We start from the raw sequence: 16269 nt of genomic DNA on the forward strand, positions 1-16269 counted from the left end.
CATCACTCATATATATTGCCTCCTGCGATGACACGCAACTGTTCCAGATCACAGATCACTAGCTTTCGCTGCACTTTACGAATAATATCTCGATTACACAGATCTTGAACGACTCTATTAAGATGTCTATAGCTAGTGCCCAGCATATCGGCCAGTTCGGTGAGCTTGGAGGTCTGTATCTCTTCCGAAGAAGAATCGTCCTGGCCCATTGTGGACAACAGATAGCTGGCAAATCGGCTCTCGACCGGATATAACATATTCAGACTCGACAGGTTGGAAAAGGTATACAATTTGTGCGTAACTTGACTCAGCATAAAGTGGAGAAACTTAGGGTTCTCTGCATACGTATTCTGGAGAGCGCGATAGCCGATACCCAGCAGCAGGCTTTTGCTCACAGACTCTACCGTATTCATAGCCTCCTTGCCATTCACCAGTTCCAAATCTCCCACAAGCGCAAGGGGTGTACTGAAACGAAGCAACAGAGACTTGCCGTTAGGCAGGGTGGTATAGATCTTGAGCTTGCCCTGCACGAGAAAATACAACCGCTCGGGTCGTTCACCTTTGGCACATATCATCTCGCCCTTCGCAGCCTCAAGTAGTCGCAACTCAGAGAGCGCAGGCTCGTCCAGCACCTGATCCAACCCATTCTCACGGGCGAGTTGCCGCACAAGTCCAAAGTCCATAATTTCTTTCATTCCGACTTCCCTCCGTTGCCCTATATAATGTACACAAAAGGACACATGTCCTATATTTGATATACATCCGTACAAATATCTTGATATAAAAATAGTTACAACTAACACTTATATCCAATAAATCATTTTAGATGGGAAATATTTTAAAATTTAATCATAAAATGTTCATTCTTTCATGCAAAATGCCGTTCACGAAAAGTCATTTCCGTCCGATGAAAGATAGAGCATTCCATAGATCGTTAAAAATAATACATTCAAATATTGAAAGGATGGTCCTCTTCCATGAACGTTGTAGATGCCCTGCTTAAAGTAATGCCTTATATCAGCCTGATCCTCAGAGAACCAGCTAGTTTAACTCTTTACGATCACGAAAAAGTATTAGATGTCATTATGACAGATAAATTTGATCTTGGTTTTGAAAAAGGAATGTCACTCTTGGAATCGTATCAAAACTTTGCCATCTTAAAAAATGGAAGAGAAGCGACCCTTGCTACTCTCTCCAAGGAAGTTTATGGTATCGAACTGGATATTCTGAACATTCCGATCTTTGATGATCACCAGAAAGTTGTTGCTGTTTTCTGTGTATCTTACGACCAATCTAACCAGAACCAACTTGAAGACATTATACAAGAAAATCAAACCATCAATGGTAACCTCGTTGATATGGTGCAACATGTCGCCGCTCATGCCGAAGAATTGCAAGCTACCAGTGAGCAGATCTTGCAGAACACCAGACTTGCTGTTCAGAACTCTTCCCAAATCAACAAAGTAGCCGGGTTCATTCGTGAAATCTCTGAGCAAACCAACTTGCTTGGCCTGAATGCCGCTATTGAAGCCGCTCGCGTTGGTGAAGCCGGTGCCGGCTTCGGTGTGGTTGCTTCCGAAGTACGCAAACTCTCTGTGGATGCCAAACAAGCTACAAGTGATATCGATACCAGTCTGAGAGATGTGCAACAGGTCATCAAACAGATGGAAGTTGAAGTCTCCCAGATTGCAGCCTCTTCACAGGAACAAGCAACGCTTGTAGCATCCTTTACGGATGTGATTGAGCAGCTTAATGAAACAGGGGAACGAATGAAAACTCTATCCGAACAACTGATCAGCTATTCCGTTAAAAATTAATCAAAATATATCTTTGATGAACTTTGGCTAGTGCAAAGATACATTTTATATGCAACAAACAGGACTCGGGTTGCCCATGATGGATAATCCAAGTCCTGTTATTTGTTGTGCCCATTTTATTTTTATATAACCAACTACGTTCAGATAAAACCTTAATTGGCTACATGTATTGATTTATCTCCAATAACTTCTTCTTCCGACTGCCAGCATTCCACTTCACCCGGAATATGAATCCGGTCCCGGGTAAAGACGGGATCACGACCTTCAGCCTTCTGTTTCTTGTAGTCCTTCAACGCTTCGAAAGTCACCTTGGACAGCATCAGAATTGCAATCAGGTTCACCACCACCATGAGCCCCATGAACAGGTCAGCCAAATCCCATACCAGCTGTACTTTGGCTACCGCTCCAAACACCACCATTGCGATAACGCAAATGCGGTATACCCACAGCCAAACTTTGTTGGATTTGATAAACTCAATGTTGGTTTCTCCATAGTAATAATTTCCGATTAGTGTACTGAAGGCAAACAGGAACACCATAACCGCCAGGAATCCCGATGCCCATGAACCAATATGTACACTTAATGCAGCCTGAGTTAATTCAATGCCACCCAGATTGGAACCTTTGTATACCCCGGATAACAAAATAATCATGGCTGTGCTTGTACATATCACTAACGTATCTGTCAGCACGCCAAACGCCTGAATAAGTCCCTGTTTCACCGGATGTGTTGTATCCGCCGTTGCAGCAGCATTCGGGGCGCTACCCATGCCCGCCTCATTGGAGAACAATCCGCGTTTCACACCGTTCATCAGTGCAGCGCCTAAAGTTCCGCCGGCCACCTGTTCGATGCCGAAGGCATTTTTGACGATCAACGCAATCATGGCCGGAAGCTGGGTAATATTCGCCAGCACCACAAAAGCCGCTACCCCAATGTACAATACGGCCAGTACAACAACGATGTATTCCGATGCTTTTGCAATCCGTTTGACACCGCCCATGATAATTCCTGCAAATATCACAGCCATAATGATACCCACCGTTAACCGATCCGTGCCAAATGAGTTCTCAAATGCAACAGTAATCGTGTTAGACTGCACCGCATTAAAGACCAAACCAAATGAAAGCGTAATGAGAATGGCAAATAAAATCCCCATCCAGCGTTTGCCCAACCCACGCTCCATATAATATGCAGGACCGCCGCGGAATCCGCCCTTATCCTTCACTTTATAGATCTGAGCCAGCGTACTCTCCACAAAACTGGAGGCTGATCCGATAATTGCAATGATCCACATCCAGAATATAGCCCCAGGTCCACCCAGTGCGATAGCCAGTGCAATACCCGTAATATTCCCTGTACCTACACGGGCCGCCATACTAATACAGAACGCCTGAAAAGGTGAAATTTTGCCTGGTTCCTTGCTTTTTGGCTCTCGAAGCACCTTTACCATATCTCCAATCATGCGGAATTGCATGAATCGGGTCTTGGTAGTGAAGTATATACCACATACTACCAATAATATAATTAACACTTTGGACCATAGAAAATCATTGAAAATGACGACAATATCTTGTATTGTTTGCTCCATCGGTATGCCCCTTTTTATGGTGTATTTCAAGCACAGAGATGGTTACGCGAAAAGTTTGTACCATTCTGCACAACACTAGCCCCAGACTTCGGGATGTTACTTATACTACAAGGGCATCTACGGAAATCGACAAATACCTACATGCAATTCCTACATTTATTTTAAAAACGGGCTTTGATCGCCCAATCATTGTCATTTAACCTGACATGTCAGGTTCTATGCAAGAAGGAAAGGAACGATTACACTGGAACGAGAGTTCATCGCGGCGTTAACCGCCTTTACCATAGATTTATCAATCACACCATTCGCAGAGAAAGGGAATGACTGACATGCGTTATTTTATCGTGGATGATGATCCTGGCGTTCGTTCCATGTTGATGGATATTATTGAGGATGAAGGCCTGGGCGATATTGCCGGGGAAGCTGAGGACGGAGCACATATTCACGCGGAACTATTGGAACTGCATAAGGTGGATGTACTGCTGATTGATCTGCTGATGCCCCAACGAGACGGGATTCAGACTGTGCGAGCACTTGAAGGAAGGTTCGAGGGCAAGATCGTCATGATCTCCCAGATCGAGTCGAAAAATATGATCGGAGAAGCCTATTCACTAGGCATTGAATATTATATTACGAAGCCGATTAACCGGCTGGAGATTCTATCTGTTCTGCGGCTGGTGAGCGAAAGGCTTCGGATGCAGCAGTCCATCGCAGATATTCAGCGGACATTGCAGGGATTGTCCGGTTTAAATTCTACCGAACGTGCTACGGCTCCGGTTCCGGACAAAACAATCACGACTGCAGGACATTTCCTGCTGTCCGAGATGGGCATGATCGGCGAAGCGGGCAGTAGGGATCTGCTGGACATGCTGGAATATCTGGAGCAGGTAGAGACAGATGAACATAAGCTGTCCCCCTATACGTTCCCATCCCTCAAAGACATCTTCCAGAATGTAGCGATACGTAAACTGGGAGAAGACGCCTCTCTCGCAGAGGTGAACAAGGAGATCAAGGCATCAGAACAACGTGTTCGCAGGGCCATCTTCCAGACTCTGAGCCATGTGGTTTCTCTGGGATTAACAGATTATACACATCCCAAGTTCGAGAACTATGCATCCAAATTTTTCGATTTTACCGAAATTCGCAAGAAAATGCTGGAGTTGCAAAACAACGTGGAGCCTTCCTTGTCCCAGACACGCATTAATACGAAAAAATTTGTGCAGGTCCTATATTTGGAAGCCAAACGATTGCTGCATTAAACAGATGCATGATGGATAAGATGCAAAAACAAACGGGCATGAATATTACGCCGGTAGGATACCACCTCTTCAACTGAGGCTGTCCATACCGGCTATATTCATGCCCGTCTGTACGATCAAGCGTTACAATCTATGTGATTTGTTCCGTGTATAAAATTAAAATCGCTTTGGGTTTAGGCCCGTGAATGGTTTCGGCTAATTCGGTTATACTCATTAATCAATTCGTCCAATGCCATAGACTGCCGAATCACATCGGGATGCCCAAGACCACCCTTGTTATGCTCTACCAGCATATGAAGGTTATGTCTGGCCTTCTCTATTTTATTTTTCAAATCCAAACTCATAACCATGACCCCTGATACCTCCTTATTCTGTGAACCATTTTAGTTTTTCCTGTCAATCTATAGTTGGATTAACATATGGCATAGGAGACAAGGATGTTTTGTATTCTTCTCCAAATTTTGATAAAGATTATTTTATCACACTAGAGCTTATCCGAAAATGGCTGATATGACGCAATTTTAGTGGTATCACCGAGGGTTGGATTCTAACGTCTGGCCTCATCATTCACGGCCAGAACGGATTGTGTCGTAAATGTGTATATTGAAAAAACAAAAAGTCTATTGGTTTAAAAGGTAATAAAATCCCTTTCCATAATGGGGTCATTCAGGTACAATAGGGCGATGTGTGTGTCCGGACCCGGCGGATACAAATGATGTAATGTAGAGGACGGCCAACGACGGCCATTGATCCTGATTTGATATTATTGGAGGCTTATCATCACCATGCAGACCGATTCACAGACTAAAGTCAAAATTGTTAACGCCGATCCCAGCGCAATGGGATTATTTGGGTTGGCTATCGTAACCCTGGTCGCTTCTTCCCAAAAGCTTGGCATTACAGAAGGACTTAGCTACGCTATTCCTTGGGCGATCTTCCTGGGTGCCTTTGCCCAGTTATTCGCATGTATTCAAGATTCCAAACGCAACAATACCTTTGGCACAACGGCTTTTGGCGCGTACGCATTCTTCTGGTTTGCCATGGCTGCCAACTGGATGATCAAAATGGGCGTATTTGGCTCTACTCTTGCTGAACAGGCCGATGGCAAGCAGCTCGGATTTGCTTTTGCCGGATACCTCGTATTCACCCTGTTCATGACGATTGGTGCTATTGAAGCGAATAAAGTGTTGCTTATCATCTTCATTCTGATTGACTTCCTGTTCCTTGGCTTGACCTTTGACGCTTTCGGCGTAGCTCCTCACATTTTCCACACCATTGCAGCATACGCTGAACTGGCGATCGGAATTGTGTCCCTGTATGGTACAGGTGCTTCGGTACTGAACGCTCACTTCGGTTATGCGTTCTTGCCGATCGGCAAACCGTCCGGCATTTTCAAACCCAAGGCTTAATATACAGTAGTAAACCGCCAGCGCGCCGGTCCGCGCCTGGCGGTTTTTTTGCAGTCCAACTTCATTTGAATATGTATCAGACCGACACCTATACTAGGGATAATAGATCAGAAGTAGACCCTGCAACACACGAAATGTCACAGCAGCCATACTGTCAGGAGGAAAAAAGCATGAGAGAGATACCGAAACCAACGGAGATGGATCAGGTGGAGAAAAAATATGTACGCGAAACACGTTGTTTCAAGACGGCACGGGTGTTCCCAACCGATGTCAACAATCATAATACGTTATTCGGCGGCAAGCTGATGTCCTACATCGATGATATTGCATCCATTGCCGCTTCCAAGCTATGCCGGGTCAATACTGTAACGGCTTCAACCGACTCTGTCGATTTCCTGTACCCGATTAATCCAACGGATTCGGTTACACTTGAATCGTTCGCGTCCTGGACAGGACGAAGTTCCATGGAGATTTTTGTGAAAGTGATTCGAGAGGATCTGAAGACCGGAGAGAAGAAAATTGCGGCGACTGCATTTCTGACCTTTGTGGCCTTGGACGAAAATAATCGCAAACTGATCGTACCCCGCATTATCCCGGAGACGGAAGAAGAGAAGAAACTATACGAGACCGCTCCGGATCGGGCGGCCATGCGGAAACAACGGCGGGAAGAGAGCAAGAAATTCGCTGACTTCCTGACCGTTACTTATCCTTGGGAATAAAAACACGCTAAACAATAACAAGATTGAACACCAGCATTACATTATCTGGTCGATGCCGGATAGATGGACACCGCTCTGCTATCCGGCAGTTCACCACCCATGGAGACACACCACTGCTGATAGATGCGATACGCTGCACCACTCTCCAGTAATCCCTGACACGTGTATATGCCCTCTTCGATGGAATTGACACGCCCCGCCGCATACAAGCGGAAACCTCCATTTAACAAGACCTGATTCACAAAAGCAATATGACCCTCACCGCTTAACACGCTTTCCGCCACTTCAAGCTGCTTCGCAGCCGTCCAGACCAGCTCCGGCACGGGCATATCCAGTTCATAGGCTGCAGGATCAACCAGTTCCAGCTTCATATCACCGTCTTCCACGGCGTATACGCGGGTTGGCCGATCAATATACAGATCCTCAGAACCTTCCATCCCCTGTACAACATAAGCACGCCGATAGTTAAACCGGGTGAGCAACTTCGCAATCCGATCCAGAAAGGTATTATGAAATACACCAAACACCAAATACGGTGAATGGTTATAATCAATCAGTTTCTCTGCTGTGTTAAACACCGTTCGAAAACCCAACTCTTCCCGTAACGGACGAAGCTTACGAAGAGGTTCGCACCAATCCTCGGAGGATACGTACATGACACCCGAACGCAATGCAGCGCTCCGTGCATCTTCCCGATCCATTTTACGTGTATCAATTCCTGCTTCCTTTAACAGAACCGACAGCGTAACTCCCCATTTGGGTGGTAAAGGATCACTCCCGTGCAAAGTCACCGGCAACCCGGCCGCCGCGAGTACAAATGCAACCGGAAACGTGGCCATGAACGACTTCGTCCGTCCATCATAAGGACCGGCACAGTCCAAACCGTCCTGAAATACGGAGAAACGTTCCGCACTGTTACGACATGCATGAACAAAAGCTTCCAGTTCCTCGACGTTTTCCATTTTCATACGTTCAGCCATTAGAAACGCAGCCGTCTGGGCAGGGGAAACCTCCTGTTTCAGGATTTTCTCTGCTACAGTCAGTGCCTCTGTATAATTCAGATCACGCGAGCCTCGTTTCCCACGTCCGACCTCTCGGAGTATCTGAGACATATCCATGGAGAATCCTCCTTCCAACTAAGACTGGAGCAGTTGATGGGCCTTCACAATCGCTGTGGCTACATCGACCATCCGTTTGCGTTCATCCATCGCTTTCTTGCGTAACAGGTCATAGGCTTCGGCCTCCGAGATCTGCTTCAGATCACTAAGGATAGCCTTCGCCATATCAATCCACTTCCGATCCTCCAGCCTGGATTGCAACTGCTTCCGTTCCTGCTCCCACTGTTTGCGTTCCATGTAGCGTCGGGCTGCAAAGTGAAGAGTCCAGTGAATCTCGGGCCCAGTCATGGACGGTGTAAGTATTCCATCAAATGAAGTTTCGACCTCGCAGGATTCTGCGGAGGAAGAGGCTGTATCTGGCGCGCACCACCAAAGCAGCGGTGAATCCGACTTCCCCTTTCCCAGGCAGTTCACCCAGTACTCCACATCAGCCAGCGACAGATGCAAAATGAACGCTTCGGCCACACGAGCTAGCTTCACCGCTTCCGCTTCACTGCCCACCACCTGTACATGGTACCCGTTTGCTCCCAGCAGCCTCTCCGGTGTCAGAGGGATTGCATCGGATGAGGCAGCTATCGTTGGTTGAACACGGATGACCAATAAAGATCGCATGATGGATCAATCCCTCCCCTATTGCTATAATCAGAGTCCACATCATTTAAGACGTTAATACATGAAAGCAATAAACATGTTACATTACCTAACAAAAATAAAGTAGTGACGATTATGCGTCTTATTTTTAACATTAGAATGATCTTTTCATGCCTCATCATATTGCAATTAAAAAGGGTGAAACTCTATACATGGCACCTTTTCTACAGTATTTATCGTATCCAGCGTGCTAACGTTATCTAGAAGCCTTTAAACTAAGAAGATATACTCGTAAAACTTCGTCGTCCATTCGATATTCCAATAAACTCATGTAAACATAATTAACTTTAAATTTCAAATACTTTTTTATGTTAACTATCTTGACATGATTAGATCGATCTTTTATAGTTAAGCCATAACAACTCCATATTTGAATCGATCACAGTTACAACGGCGTAGCTGGTTGAACCGGCAATGAAGCCTGTTTTGCAATCTCGGAGCAAGGGATGCGTATGTATATGCGCAGTCCTCCGAGGCATAACAGGCTTTTTCGATTTTAGAGACAAGGTTTTGAGGCAGTTTGCAGAATGGACCTAAGGGGGCTAATCATAATGAGTACAACGAAAAAACTGGTGCTGGTCGGCAATGGCATGGCGGGAATCCGCACAATCGAACATATCCTTAAGCTTGCTCCACACGCTTATGAAATTACAGTCTTCGGCGCAGAGCCGCATCCCAACTACAACCGGATCATGTTATCTTCCGTACTGGCTGGCGGAACATCCATCGAAGATATCGTAATCAATGAGTGGAGCTGGTACGAAGATAACGGCATTCGGGTGTACCCGGGTGACCCGGTCGTTCAGATCGATACCAAGCACAAGGAAGTTGTATCTCAAAATGGTGTACGCGCAGCCTATGATGAGCTGATTATGGCAACCGGTTCACAAGCGTTCATCCTCCCTCTTCCCGGAGCTAACAAGGAAGGCGTGATCGGTTTCCGCGATATTAAAGACTGCGAGACCATGATGGCAGCATCACAAAAGTATCGCAAAGCTGCCGTCCTTGGAGGTGGATTGCTAGGACTGGAAGCAGCGCGGGGGCTGCTCAATCTGGGCATGGACGTCACAGTCATCCATATTAACGGTCATCTGATGGACCGGAACCTAGATTTGCCGGCAGGTCTGATGCTCCAGCGTGAGCTTGAAGAACAGGGCATGAAGTTCCTTTTGAACAAACATACCGAAGAAATCACAGGCAAACAACGAGTAAAAGCCATTCGTTTTACTGATCAAACGGTGCTTGAAGCGGATCTGGTTGTCATGGCTGTCGGGATTCGCCCTCAGATTGAACTGGCTCGCAATACCGGCCTCGATGTGAATCGTGGAGTCATTGTAGATGATTATATGCATACCAGCATCCCTAGTATATCTGCCGTCGGCGAATGTGCAGAACACCGCGGTATTGCCTACGGACTGGTTGCTCCATTATATGAACAAGGTATGGTGCTCGCAAAACGCCTGGCTGGCGCGGCAACCGAAGGATACGAAGGTTCAGTCACTTCTACCAAACTGAAAGTATCCGGTGTGGACGTATTCTCTGCCGGACAATTCAAAGACGCTGCGGACACTCGCAGCATTCGTATTCAGGATGACGTTGATGGCGTGTACAAAAAGATGGTGATCAAAGACGGACAGCTGATCGGAGCTGTATTGTTCGGTGATACCACGGATGGCGCATCGCTGTTTTCCCTCATTAAGAGTGGTGAGAACATCAGTGGTCGGGAGAAAGAAATTTTACTCGGTGTACCTTCCGGTGGTTCAGGCTCGGGTCCATCTGTCGCAGAACGAATGGCGAGTATGCCGGATGACGAAATCGTCTGTGGTTGTAACGGTGTGACCAAATCTTCCATTGGAGACGCCGTTCTGAATAAAGGCTGTAATACACTCGGTGCAATCAAATCCTGTACCAAAGCTTCCGCTTCTTGCGGTGGGTGCAAACCTATTATCGAAAACCTGCTCACATATTATGCTGGTGATAATGTAGGCGAACAAACCAAAGAAGGCATCTGTGGCTGCACATCCTATGATCGGGATGAGATTGTTGCACAGATCAAGGAAATGGGTCTCAAAAGCGTTAAAGAAGTCATGAATGTTCTCGGTTGGAATGAACCGGAAGGTTGCTCCAAGTGCCGCCCTTCCCTCAACTATTATCTCGGGATGATCTGGCCGGCTGAATACACAGATGAGCGTGTATCCAAATTCACCAATGAACGTTATCACGCCAATATCCAGAAAGACGGTACCTACTCCGTTATTCCACGGATCTATGGTGGTGTCACTTCCCCGGCGGAATTGATCAAGATTGCAACTGTCGCAGAGAAATACGATGTGCCGTTGGTGAAATTCACGGGTGGGCAACGACTCGATCTGCTCGGTGTACAGAAAGAGAACCTGCCGAAGATCTGGGAGGAACTCGATATGCCTTCCGGTTTTGGTTATGGCAAGGCGCTGCGTACGGTGAAGACTTGTGTAGGTAATACGTTCTGCCGATTCGGCACACAGGATTCCATTGAGATGGGTATTCGTCTGGAGAAAAAACTCGACAAGATGGTGGCTCCAGCCAAAGTGAAACTCGCTGTCTCCGGATGTCCGCGGAACTGTGCTGAAGCGACCATCAAGGATCTGGGTGTTGTCGCCATTGATGGCGCTTGGGAGATTCATGTGGGCGGTAACGCGGGAGTCAAGGTTCGTGCAGCCGAGTTGCTCTGTACGGTGAAGACCGATGCGGAAGTGGAAGAGTGGACTTACTCTTACCTGCAATATTATAGAGAGAATGCAAAATGGAATGAGAGAACAGCGGCTTGGATTGAACGGGTTGGTCTGGATCATGTGAAGGAAGCATTGGCGGATCGGGATGTACGTCTCGCTCTGGTTGAACGTCTGGAAGTTACACTGGGTCATACGGTTGATCCTTGGAAAGAAATCATACAAGACGAGAAATTACGTAAAAATTTCACCCCACTGTCCGGTGCCGAGCCGGTAACCCACTAGAAGAGGAGGAACAGCGATGAACAAATTCCGGATTGGACACCTTGCAGATATTGATGAAAAGGGAGCACGGACCTTCCTGATACAGGATACCGAAATTGCAGTCTTCAAACTGAGCGACGGAAGTCTGCACGCCGTCGAGAATCGCTGCCCTCACAAGGGCGGCAAGCTGTCGGAAGGCATGGTGTGCGGGACAGCAGTTCATTGTCCTTTGCATGATTGGAAGATTGATCTGCGTAACGGTAAGGTACACGAGCCGGATGAAGGCTGCTTGAATACCTACAAAACAGAAGTAGACGGCAACAGCGGAGAAATCTTCATCACAATTGCGGGTTAAAGGCTAGAGATACCCTGACATCAAGGAGGCGTGCGCTATGGATTTTGTTAAACCTGCAGAAGTGCTGCAATCGATGGTCGAAGCTGGTGAGAGCAAAGCCAGAATGAGTCGGGTACAGATGCTGATCCGCGGTTTTCTGGCGGGGGCTATCCTTGCCTTTGCAACCACAATGGCATATACCGCTGTATCTCAAACTTCCGTTGGTTTGGCAGGTGCACTGATATTCCCGGCGGGATTTGTCATCATTATTCTGCTGGGTCTCGAATTGGTGACAGGAAACTTTGCGATGCTTCCACTCGCAGTGTTGAAACGTAGAATTACATGGATGGATATGCTCCGAAATTATTTTTGGGTGATCACAGGACATCTGCTCGGATGTGCATTCTATGCTCTCTTATACGGCCTGACCATTACCAAGATGGGTACGGATATGAGCAACCCTCTAATTCAAACGCTGATCCAGACCAGTGAAACCAAAACATTGGGATATCAGCACTTGGGTGGGGCTGGCATTGTACTGGTCACCATCAAAGCCATTCTATGTAACTGGATGGTCACACTCGGGGCAGTGATGGCAATGACGTCCACTTCCACACTGGGAAAAATCGTAGCGATGTGGCTGCCCATTACCATATTTTTCGCTCAGGGATTTGAGCATGCTGTGGTAAATATGTTTGTCATCCCGGCAGGCATGATGCTCGGTGCACAGGTCAGTATGGCTGACTGGTGGCTGTGGAATCAGATTCCGGTATTGCTGGGCAATCTCATTGGCGGAGCTGTATTTACAGGCCTCGGTCTATATGCCGCCCACCACTGGGGAAATCCAGTAAAGCTCTCGTCCAAACTGGCATCCATTCAGGGTGGTCGTTCAGGATTGGCAAGTTCCGATGTTGCACCGAAATTGGGGACACGATCATGAGCCGGGGCCTGGTTAGTATTGTTGGCGCTGGTCCTGGAGATCCGGATCTGATTACGGTAAAAGCCCTGAAACGTATTCAGTCCGCAGATGTCATTATGTATGATCGGCTTGTGAATGATCAATTGCTCGCTGAGGCTCGCGAAGGAGCACTCCGCATCTACTGCGGCAAGGCTCCAGGCCTTCATTCCATGAGTCAGGAGATGATTGGACGGATGCTTGCTGCACATGCGGCGGAAGGCAAACAAGTCGTAAGACTCAAAGGTGGCGATCCGTTCATCTTTGGCCGTGGTGGTGAAGAAGCGCTTGTGCTGGCGGAAGCAGGGATTGCATTTGAGATCATTCCTGGCATCACTTCAGCTGTAGGTACATCCGCTTCATCCCTTATTCCGTTAACTCATCGCGGGATTGCTTCATCCTTCGCATGTGTCACCGGAACCGGCAGTGATGGAAGTGTATCTTCGGTCCGCTGGGATCTACTCGCCCATAGTGTGGATACACTGGTCATCTACATGGGCATTAGCCAACTGCCCCAGATTCAACATGAATTGCTTCACCATGGCAAAAGTGGACACACCCCTGCGGCTTTAATCGAACGGGGAACCACCTCGGAGGAACGGATTATTACCGGCACACTTGCCGAACTCCATTCCCTCGCCAAGTCGCATCAAGTGAATAATCCGGCATTAATCATGATCGGCGAGTCCGTCCTGATCCGCGAACAGCTGCTTCAGATGCAACAGGCCGCGAACGCCTCCATGACCGGATAATCGAATTGGATTTCTTCATCTATATCAATTGAACTAAACATTTACACAAAACGGAGAGGACAGAAACGACCTGAAGAAGCGGAGCGTTCGCCTTTATCCCCGGATTTACCCTTTATAAAAGGAATCAAAAAAATCTGGGGATAACAGCGATCGGAAGGTTGTTCTGTCATCGGAGTGTGCAGTGTAAATATTCTTTAGTTCAATTGATATAGAACAAAACTCTCATTCGACCTTTAATCCAACAGCATACGCTCGTGAATAGTCCGACCCTTCTGCCCTGGTTCAATCAGCAGACGGGTCGGTTTGATGTTAATCAGCGCCGTAAGCTGCTCTCCCATATAATGCGCAGAATATTTGAATCCAATCTCCGCCCAATGCATGATTACACCTACCGTTGCAGATACCAGATAACTTAACATGATGTCGTAATTAATCGTCCACTCACTATCCTCGGTCACCAATACAAAATCTTCGGTTAGATACGTTCTAAACATATTGCATAGCCGAGAGCTCATATCTGAATGCATTGTTATTAACGAACGAAAGATATCCTGATGGGCTTCAATATATTCGAATACAGGCATCGTGGATGGTAGCAATGCAGTCATGTCCACTTCTGTAAGCTGTACGTATGGTTCTGCATAAGCTCGCCCCACTCCCTGCATGAAATCATCCAGAATGAACTGCAACAACTCCGGTTTGCCGGGAAAATGTAAATAGAAGGTTCCACGGTTGTAATCCGCCCGTTCCGTAATATCCCGGATTGTGAGGGCATCCGCTCCCTTCTCTAATATCAAAGAAACCGCCGCAGCGATGATCGCATCCTGCGTTCTTCGTGCTCTCCGGTCCTGTGGATGTTCAATAATCAACATTTTCGCCTCCTTTGTTCATTATTGTAATATAAATGAACACCGCTTACACCTCTGTCCGATAGCTGACATATGCGATGTCAATGATTATTGTCACATTGCTATGTATATCTTAACATTGAGACAGGAAAGATAGACGACAGGTTGAAACTTTTTTTGAGAAATACCTGCCAATAATGAATAAGGAGCGGATAGTTCATGAGTACATCTTATACACATACAGCCGTTATTACAGGAGCAGCTGGAGGCATTGGTAAAGAATTGGCACGCCGCCTGGCTGAGCGCAAAATCAACTTGGTTCTAGTGGACCTCAATGAAGAAGCCATCCAACAGACGATCAATGATCTGAACCTCGACAAAGAGCACGTCATCGCCGTAAAAGCGAACGTATCCCAAGAAGCAGACGTGAAAAACTATGTGCAAAAAGCATTGGATGCTTTTGGTCGAATCGATTATTTTGCCAACAATGCCGGAATTGAAGGTCCAACAGGGCTGATCGAAGACCTGAGTGTTGAAGCACTCGACACCGTATATAACGTCAACATTCGTGGAGTATTCCTGGGTCTGCAAAATGTCATTCCAGTGATGAAAAAACAAAAATCCGGTGCGATTCTTAATACCTCTTCCCTCGCGGGTCTGATGGGTGCACCTGCTGTATCTCCATATATTATGTCCAAACATGCCGTAGTTGGTCTCACGCGTACCGCTGCAAATGAACTGGCACCTTATAATATCCGGGTTAACGCTGTATTGCCAGGTACAATCAATACACGCATGATGCGTCAGATCGAAGCTAATTCCGGTAACGTGGAAGACTATCAATCAGCAACCGTGTCCAGCATTCCAATGGGCCGTTACGGTGAACCGGAAGAAGTCGCTGCGGTAATGAACTTCCTGTTGTCCGAAGAAGCATCTTATGTAACAGCTTCCCTTTACACCGTAGATGGCGGTATGGTTGGTCAATAAGAAGCTATAAACGGTGGGATTGATAGGGATTGGGTCGATAGAACTTCAAGTCCATTCTTAGAAAAGTTATACCGACAGGTGTTCCCGAAGGGATGCCTGGTCACTACAATCTAAAAAAGACCTCAACACCACAGTATTGTGGAGTTGAGGTCTTTTTGACAGTACAACACTTGCCATGCATTAGGCTGCATCTGTGAGATTTCACTTTTGAAACAGCCATTTAATGTCTCGTTGCACCATGTGATCACTCTAAGTTACTCTAACGAACCTAGGGCACCTTATTTCGGCAAAAAGCGCTTATTTCCCGAACTAACGAATCTCAGACACGCTAATTCCGCGGAAATGCTTTAACTGCATGGGAAAGTTCTAAAATCCATAGAATAACGTGTCTGAGATTCGTTACATTCCCAAACGAGCGAGAAATACTCGAATAGCGCGTGTGAGATTCGTTAGATTTTGCCCACGCTTAACTTAATCGACGTATCCCGCATGACCCTTGTCCATCAGATAGTCCATCTCAGCATCCAGGATGCTTTCCACGGTCAACTCATCCAGCTTCACATCTTTACGACTAAGGATGTAGTCAGCCAGATCATCGCCGTCAATGTCCACATCATTGCCTTTGGAATTCTCATGCGCCTTGTTAATGTACGCTTGCTCATGCTTCAGCACAAGGGCGATATTCGCCTGGCTTGCCTTCGTTTTATCTGCAATATATTGCATCATTTCTTGTTCATTAATTGCGTTTGCTTCTGCCACGTTCAGTCATCTCCTTGATTCATACATACTGTTGCCATTGTAGCATAGGTTAACCCATTACAGGCAGAACTTATGCCTGAAGAACGATTATATAGCGGTA

General features: G+C 46.7%; 16 protein-coding genes. 9 read left to right on the forward strand and 7 right to left on the reverse strand.

Annotation, left to right across the window (positions count from 1 at the left end; all coding sequences use genetic code 11):
- Window positions 1-2: 2 nt before the first annotated feature.
- On the reverse strand, window positions 3-695 hold the full coding sequence (locus MHI55_RS29935) for a cyclic nucleotide-binding domain-containing protein (protein ID WP_340388005.1): 693 nt from the start codon (window positions 693-695) through the stop codon (window positions 3-5).
- Window positions 696-977: 282 nt separating this feature from the next.
- On the opposite strand from MHI55_RS29935, the gene MHI55_RS29940 reads away from it, so the two are divergent.
- Window positions 978-1817, forward strand: coding sequence for a methyl-accepting chemotaxis protein (locus tag MHI55_RS29940; RefSeq protein WP_339190667.1), 840 nt, complete (start codon window positions 978-980; stop codon window positions 1815-1817).
- A gap of 152 nt (window positions 1818-1969) precedes the next feature.
- On the opposite strand, the gene MHI55_RS29945 is transcribed toward MHI55_RS29940, so the two are convergent.
- Window positions 1970-3406, reverse strand: coding sequence for an alanine/glycine:cation symporter family protein (locus MHI55_RS29945; RefSeq protein ID WP_076251914.1), 1437 nt, complete (start codon window positions 3404-3406; stop codon window positions 1970-1972).
- Between the two features lie 329 nt (window positions 3407-3735).
- Here MHI55_RS29945 and MHI55_RS29950 point away from each other — a divergent pair, with 329 nt between their 5' ends.
- On the forward strand, window positions 3736-4665 hold the full coding sequence (locus MHI55_RS29950; protein WP_340390658.1) for a response regulator: 930 nt from the start codon (window positions 3736-3738) through the stop codon (window positions 4663-4665).
- Between the two features lie 173 nt (window positions 4666-4838).
- Here the strand turns inward: MHI55_RS29950 and MHI55_RS29955 are convergent, their stop codons facing one another.
- On the reverse strand, window positions 4839-5015 hold the full coding sequence (locus MHI55_RS29955) for an aspartyl-phosphate phosphatase Spo0E family protein (protein ID WP_017691636.1): 177 nt from the start codon (window positions 5013-5015) through the stop codon (window positions 4839-4841).
- Window positions 5016-5450: 435 nt separating this feature from the next.
- On the opposite strand from MHI55_RS29955, the gene MHI55_RS29960 reads away from it, so the two are divergent.
- Window positions 5451-6074: a GPR1/FUN34/YaaH family transporter gene (locus MHI55_RS29960; protein ID WP_036671640.1), complete on the forward strand. Its 624-nt coding sequence runs from the start codon at window positions 5451-5453 to the stop codon at window positions 6072-6074.
- 206 nt (window positions 6075-6280) lie between these two features.
- Window positions 6281-6793 carry an acyl-CoA thioesterase gene (locus MHI55_RS29965; protein WP_026081401.1) on the forward strand — a complete coding sequence of 171 codons (513 nt, stop codon included), beginning with the start codon at window positions 6281-6283 and terminating at the stop codon, window positions 6791-6793.
- A gap of 41 nt (window positions 6794-6834) precedes the next feature.
- Here MHI55_RS29965 and MHI55_RS29970 read toward each other — a convergent pair whose 3' ends face one another.
- Window positions 6835-7911 carry an anthranilate phosphoribosyltransferase gene (locus tag MHI55_RS29970; protein WP_036671643.1) on the reverse strand — a complete coding sequence of 359 codons (1077 nt, stop codon included), beginning with the start codon at window positions 7909-7911 and terminating at the stop codon, window positions 6835-6837.
- Window positions 7912-7929: 18 nt separating this feature from the next.
- A complete protein-coding gene (locus MHI55_RS29975; protein WP_340388007.1) occupies window positions 7930-8523 on the reverse strand; it encodes an ANTAR domain-containing protein in 594 nt (197 codons plus the stop codon).
- A gap of 590 nt (window positions 8524-9113) precedes the next feature.
- Here MHI55_RS29975 and nirB point away from each other — a divergent pair.
- The 4 genes from nirB to cobA are packed head-to-tail and all read left to right on the forward strand — an operon-like array spanning window position 9114 to window position 13575.
- Window positions 9114-11555: a nitrite reductase large subunit NirB gene (nirB, locus tag MHI55_RS29980; RefSeq protein ID WP_340388010.1), complete on the forward strand. Its 2442-nt coding sequence runs from the start codon at window positions 9114-9116 to the stop codon at window positions 11553-11555.
- Window positions 11556-11571: 16 nt separating this feature from the next.
- On the forward strand, window positions 11572-11889 hold the full coding sequence (gene nirD / locus MHI55_RS29985; RefSeq protein ID WP_036612155.1) for a nitrite reductase small subunit NirD: 318 nt from the start codon (window positions 11572-11574) through the stop codon (window positions 11887-11889).
- Between the two features lie 37 nt (window positions 11890-11926).
- On the forward strand, window positions 11927-12808 hold the full coding sequence (locus MHI55_RS29990; protein WP_340388012.1) for a formate/nitrite transporter family protein: 882 nt from the start codon (window positions 11927-11929) through the stop codon (window positions 12806-12808).
- On the forward strand, window positions 12805-13575 hold the full coding sequence (gene cobA, locus MHI55_RS29995; protein WP_076213931.1) for a uroporphyrinogen-III C-methyltransferase: 771 nt from the start codon (window positions 12805-12807) through the stop codon (window positions 13573-13575). The genes MHI55_RS29990 and cobA overlap by 4 nt, the downstream gene beginning before the upstream one ends.
- 233 nt (window positions 13576-13808) lie before the next feature.
- Here the strand turns inward: cobA and MHI55_RS30000 are convergent, their stop codons facing one another.
- Window positions 13809-14447: a TetR/AcrR family transcriptional regulator gene (locus MHI55_RS30000; RefSeq protein WP_340388014.1), complete on the reverse strand. Its 639-nt coding sequence runs from the start codon at window positions 14445-14447 to the stop codon at window positions 13809-13811.
- Between the two features lie 195 nt (window positions 14448-14642).
- Here MHI55_RS30000 and MHI55_RS30005 point away from each other — a divergent pair, with 195 nt between their 5' ends.
- Complete coding sequence (locus MHI55_RS30005; protein WP_047840892.1) at window positions 14643-15410, forward strand: SDR family oxidoreductase; 768 nt, start codon at window positions 14643-14645, stop codon at window positions 15408-15410.
- Window positions 15411-15881: 471 nt separating this feature from the next.
- Here the strand turns inward: MHI55_RS30005 and MHI55_RS30010 are convergent, their stop codons facing one another.
- Complete coding sequence (locus tag MHI55_RS30010) at window positions 15882-16136, reverse strand: hypothetical protein (protein ID WP_047841084.1); 255 nt, start codon at window positions 16134-16136, stop codon at window positions 15882-15884.
- Between the last annotated feature and the right edge of the window lie 133 nt (window positions 16137-16269).

This window comes from Paenibacillus sp. FSL E2-0151 (assembly GCF_037993015.1).
Taxonomy (GTDB): Bacteria; Bacillota; Bacilli; order Paenibacillales; family Paenibacillaceae; genus Paenibacillus; species Paenibacillus amylolyticus.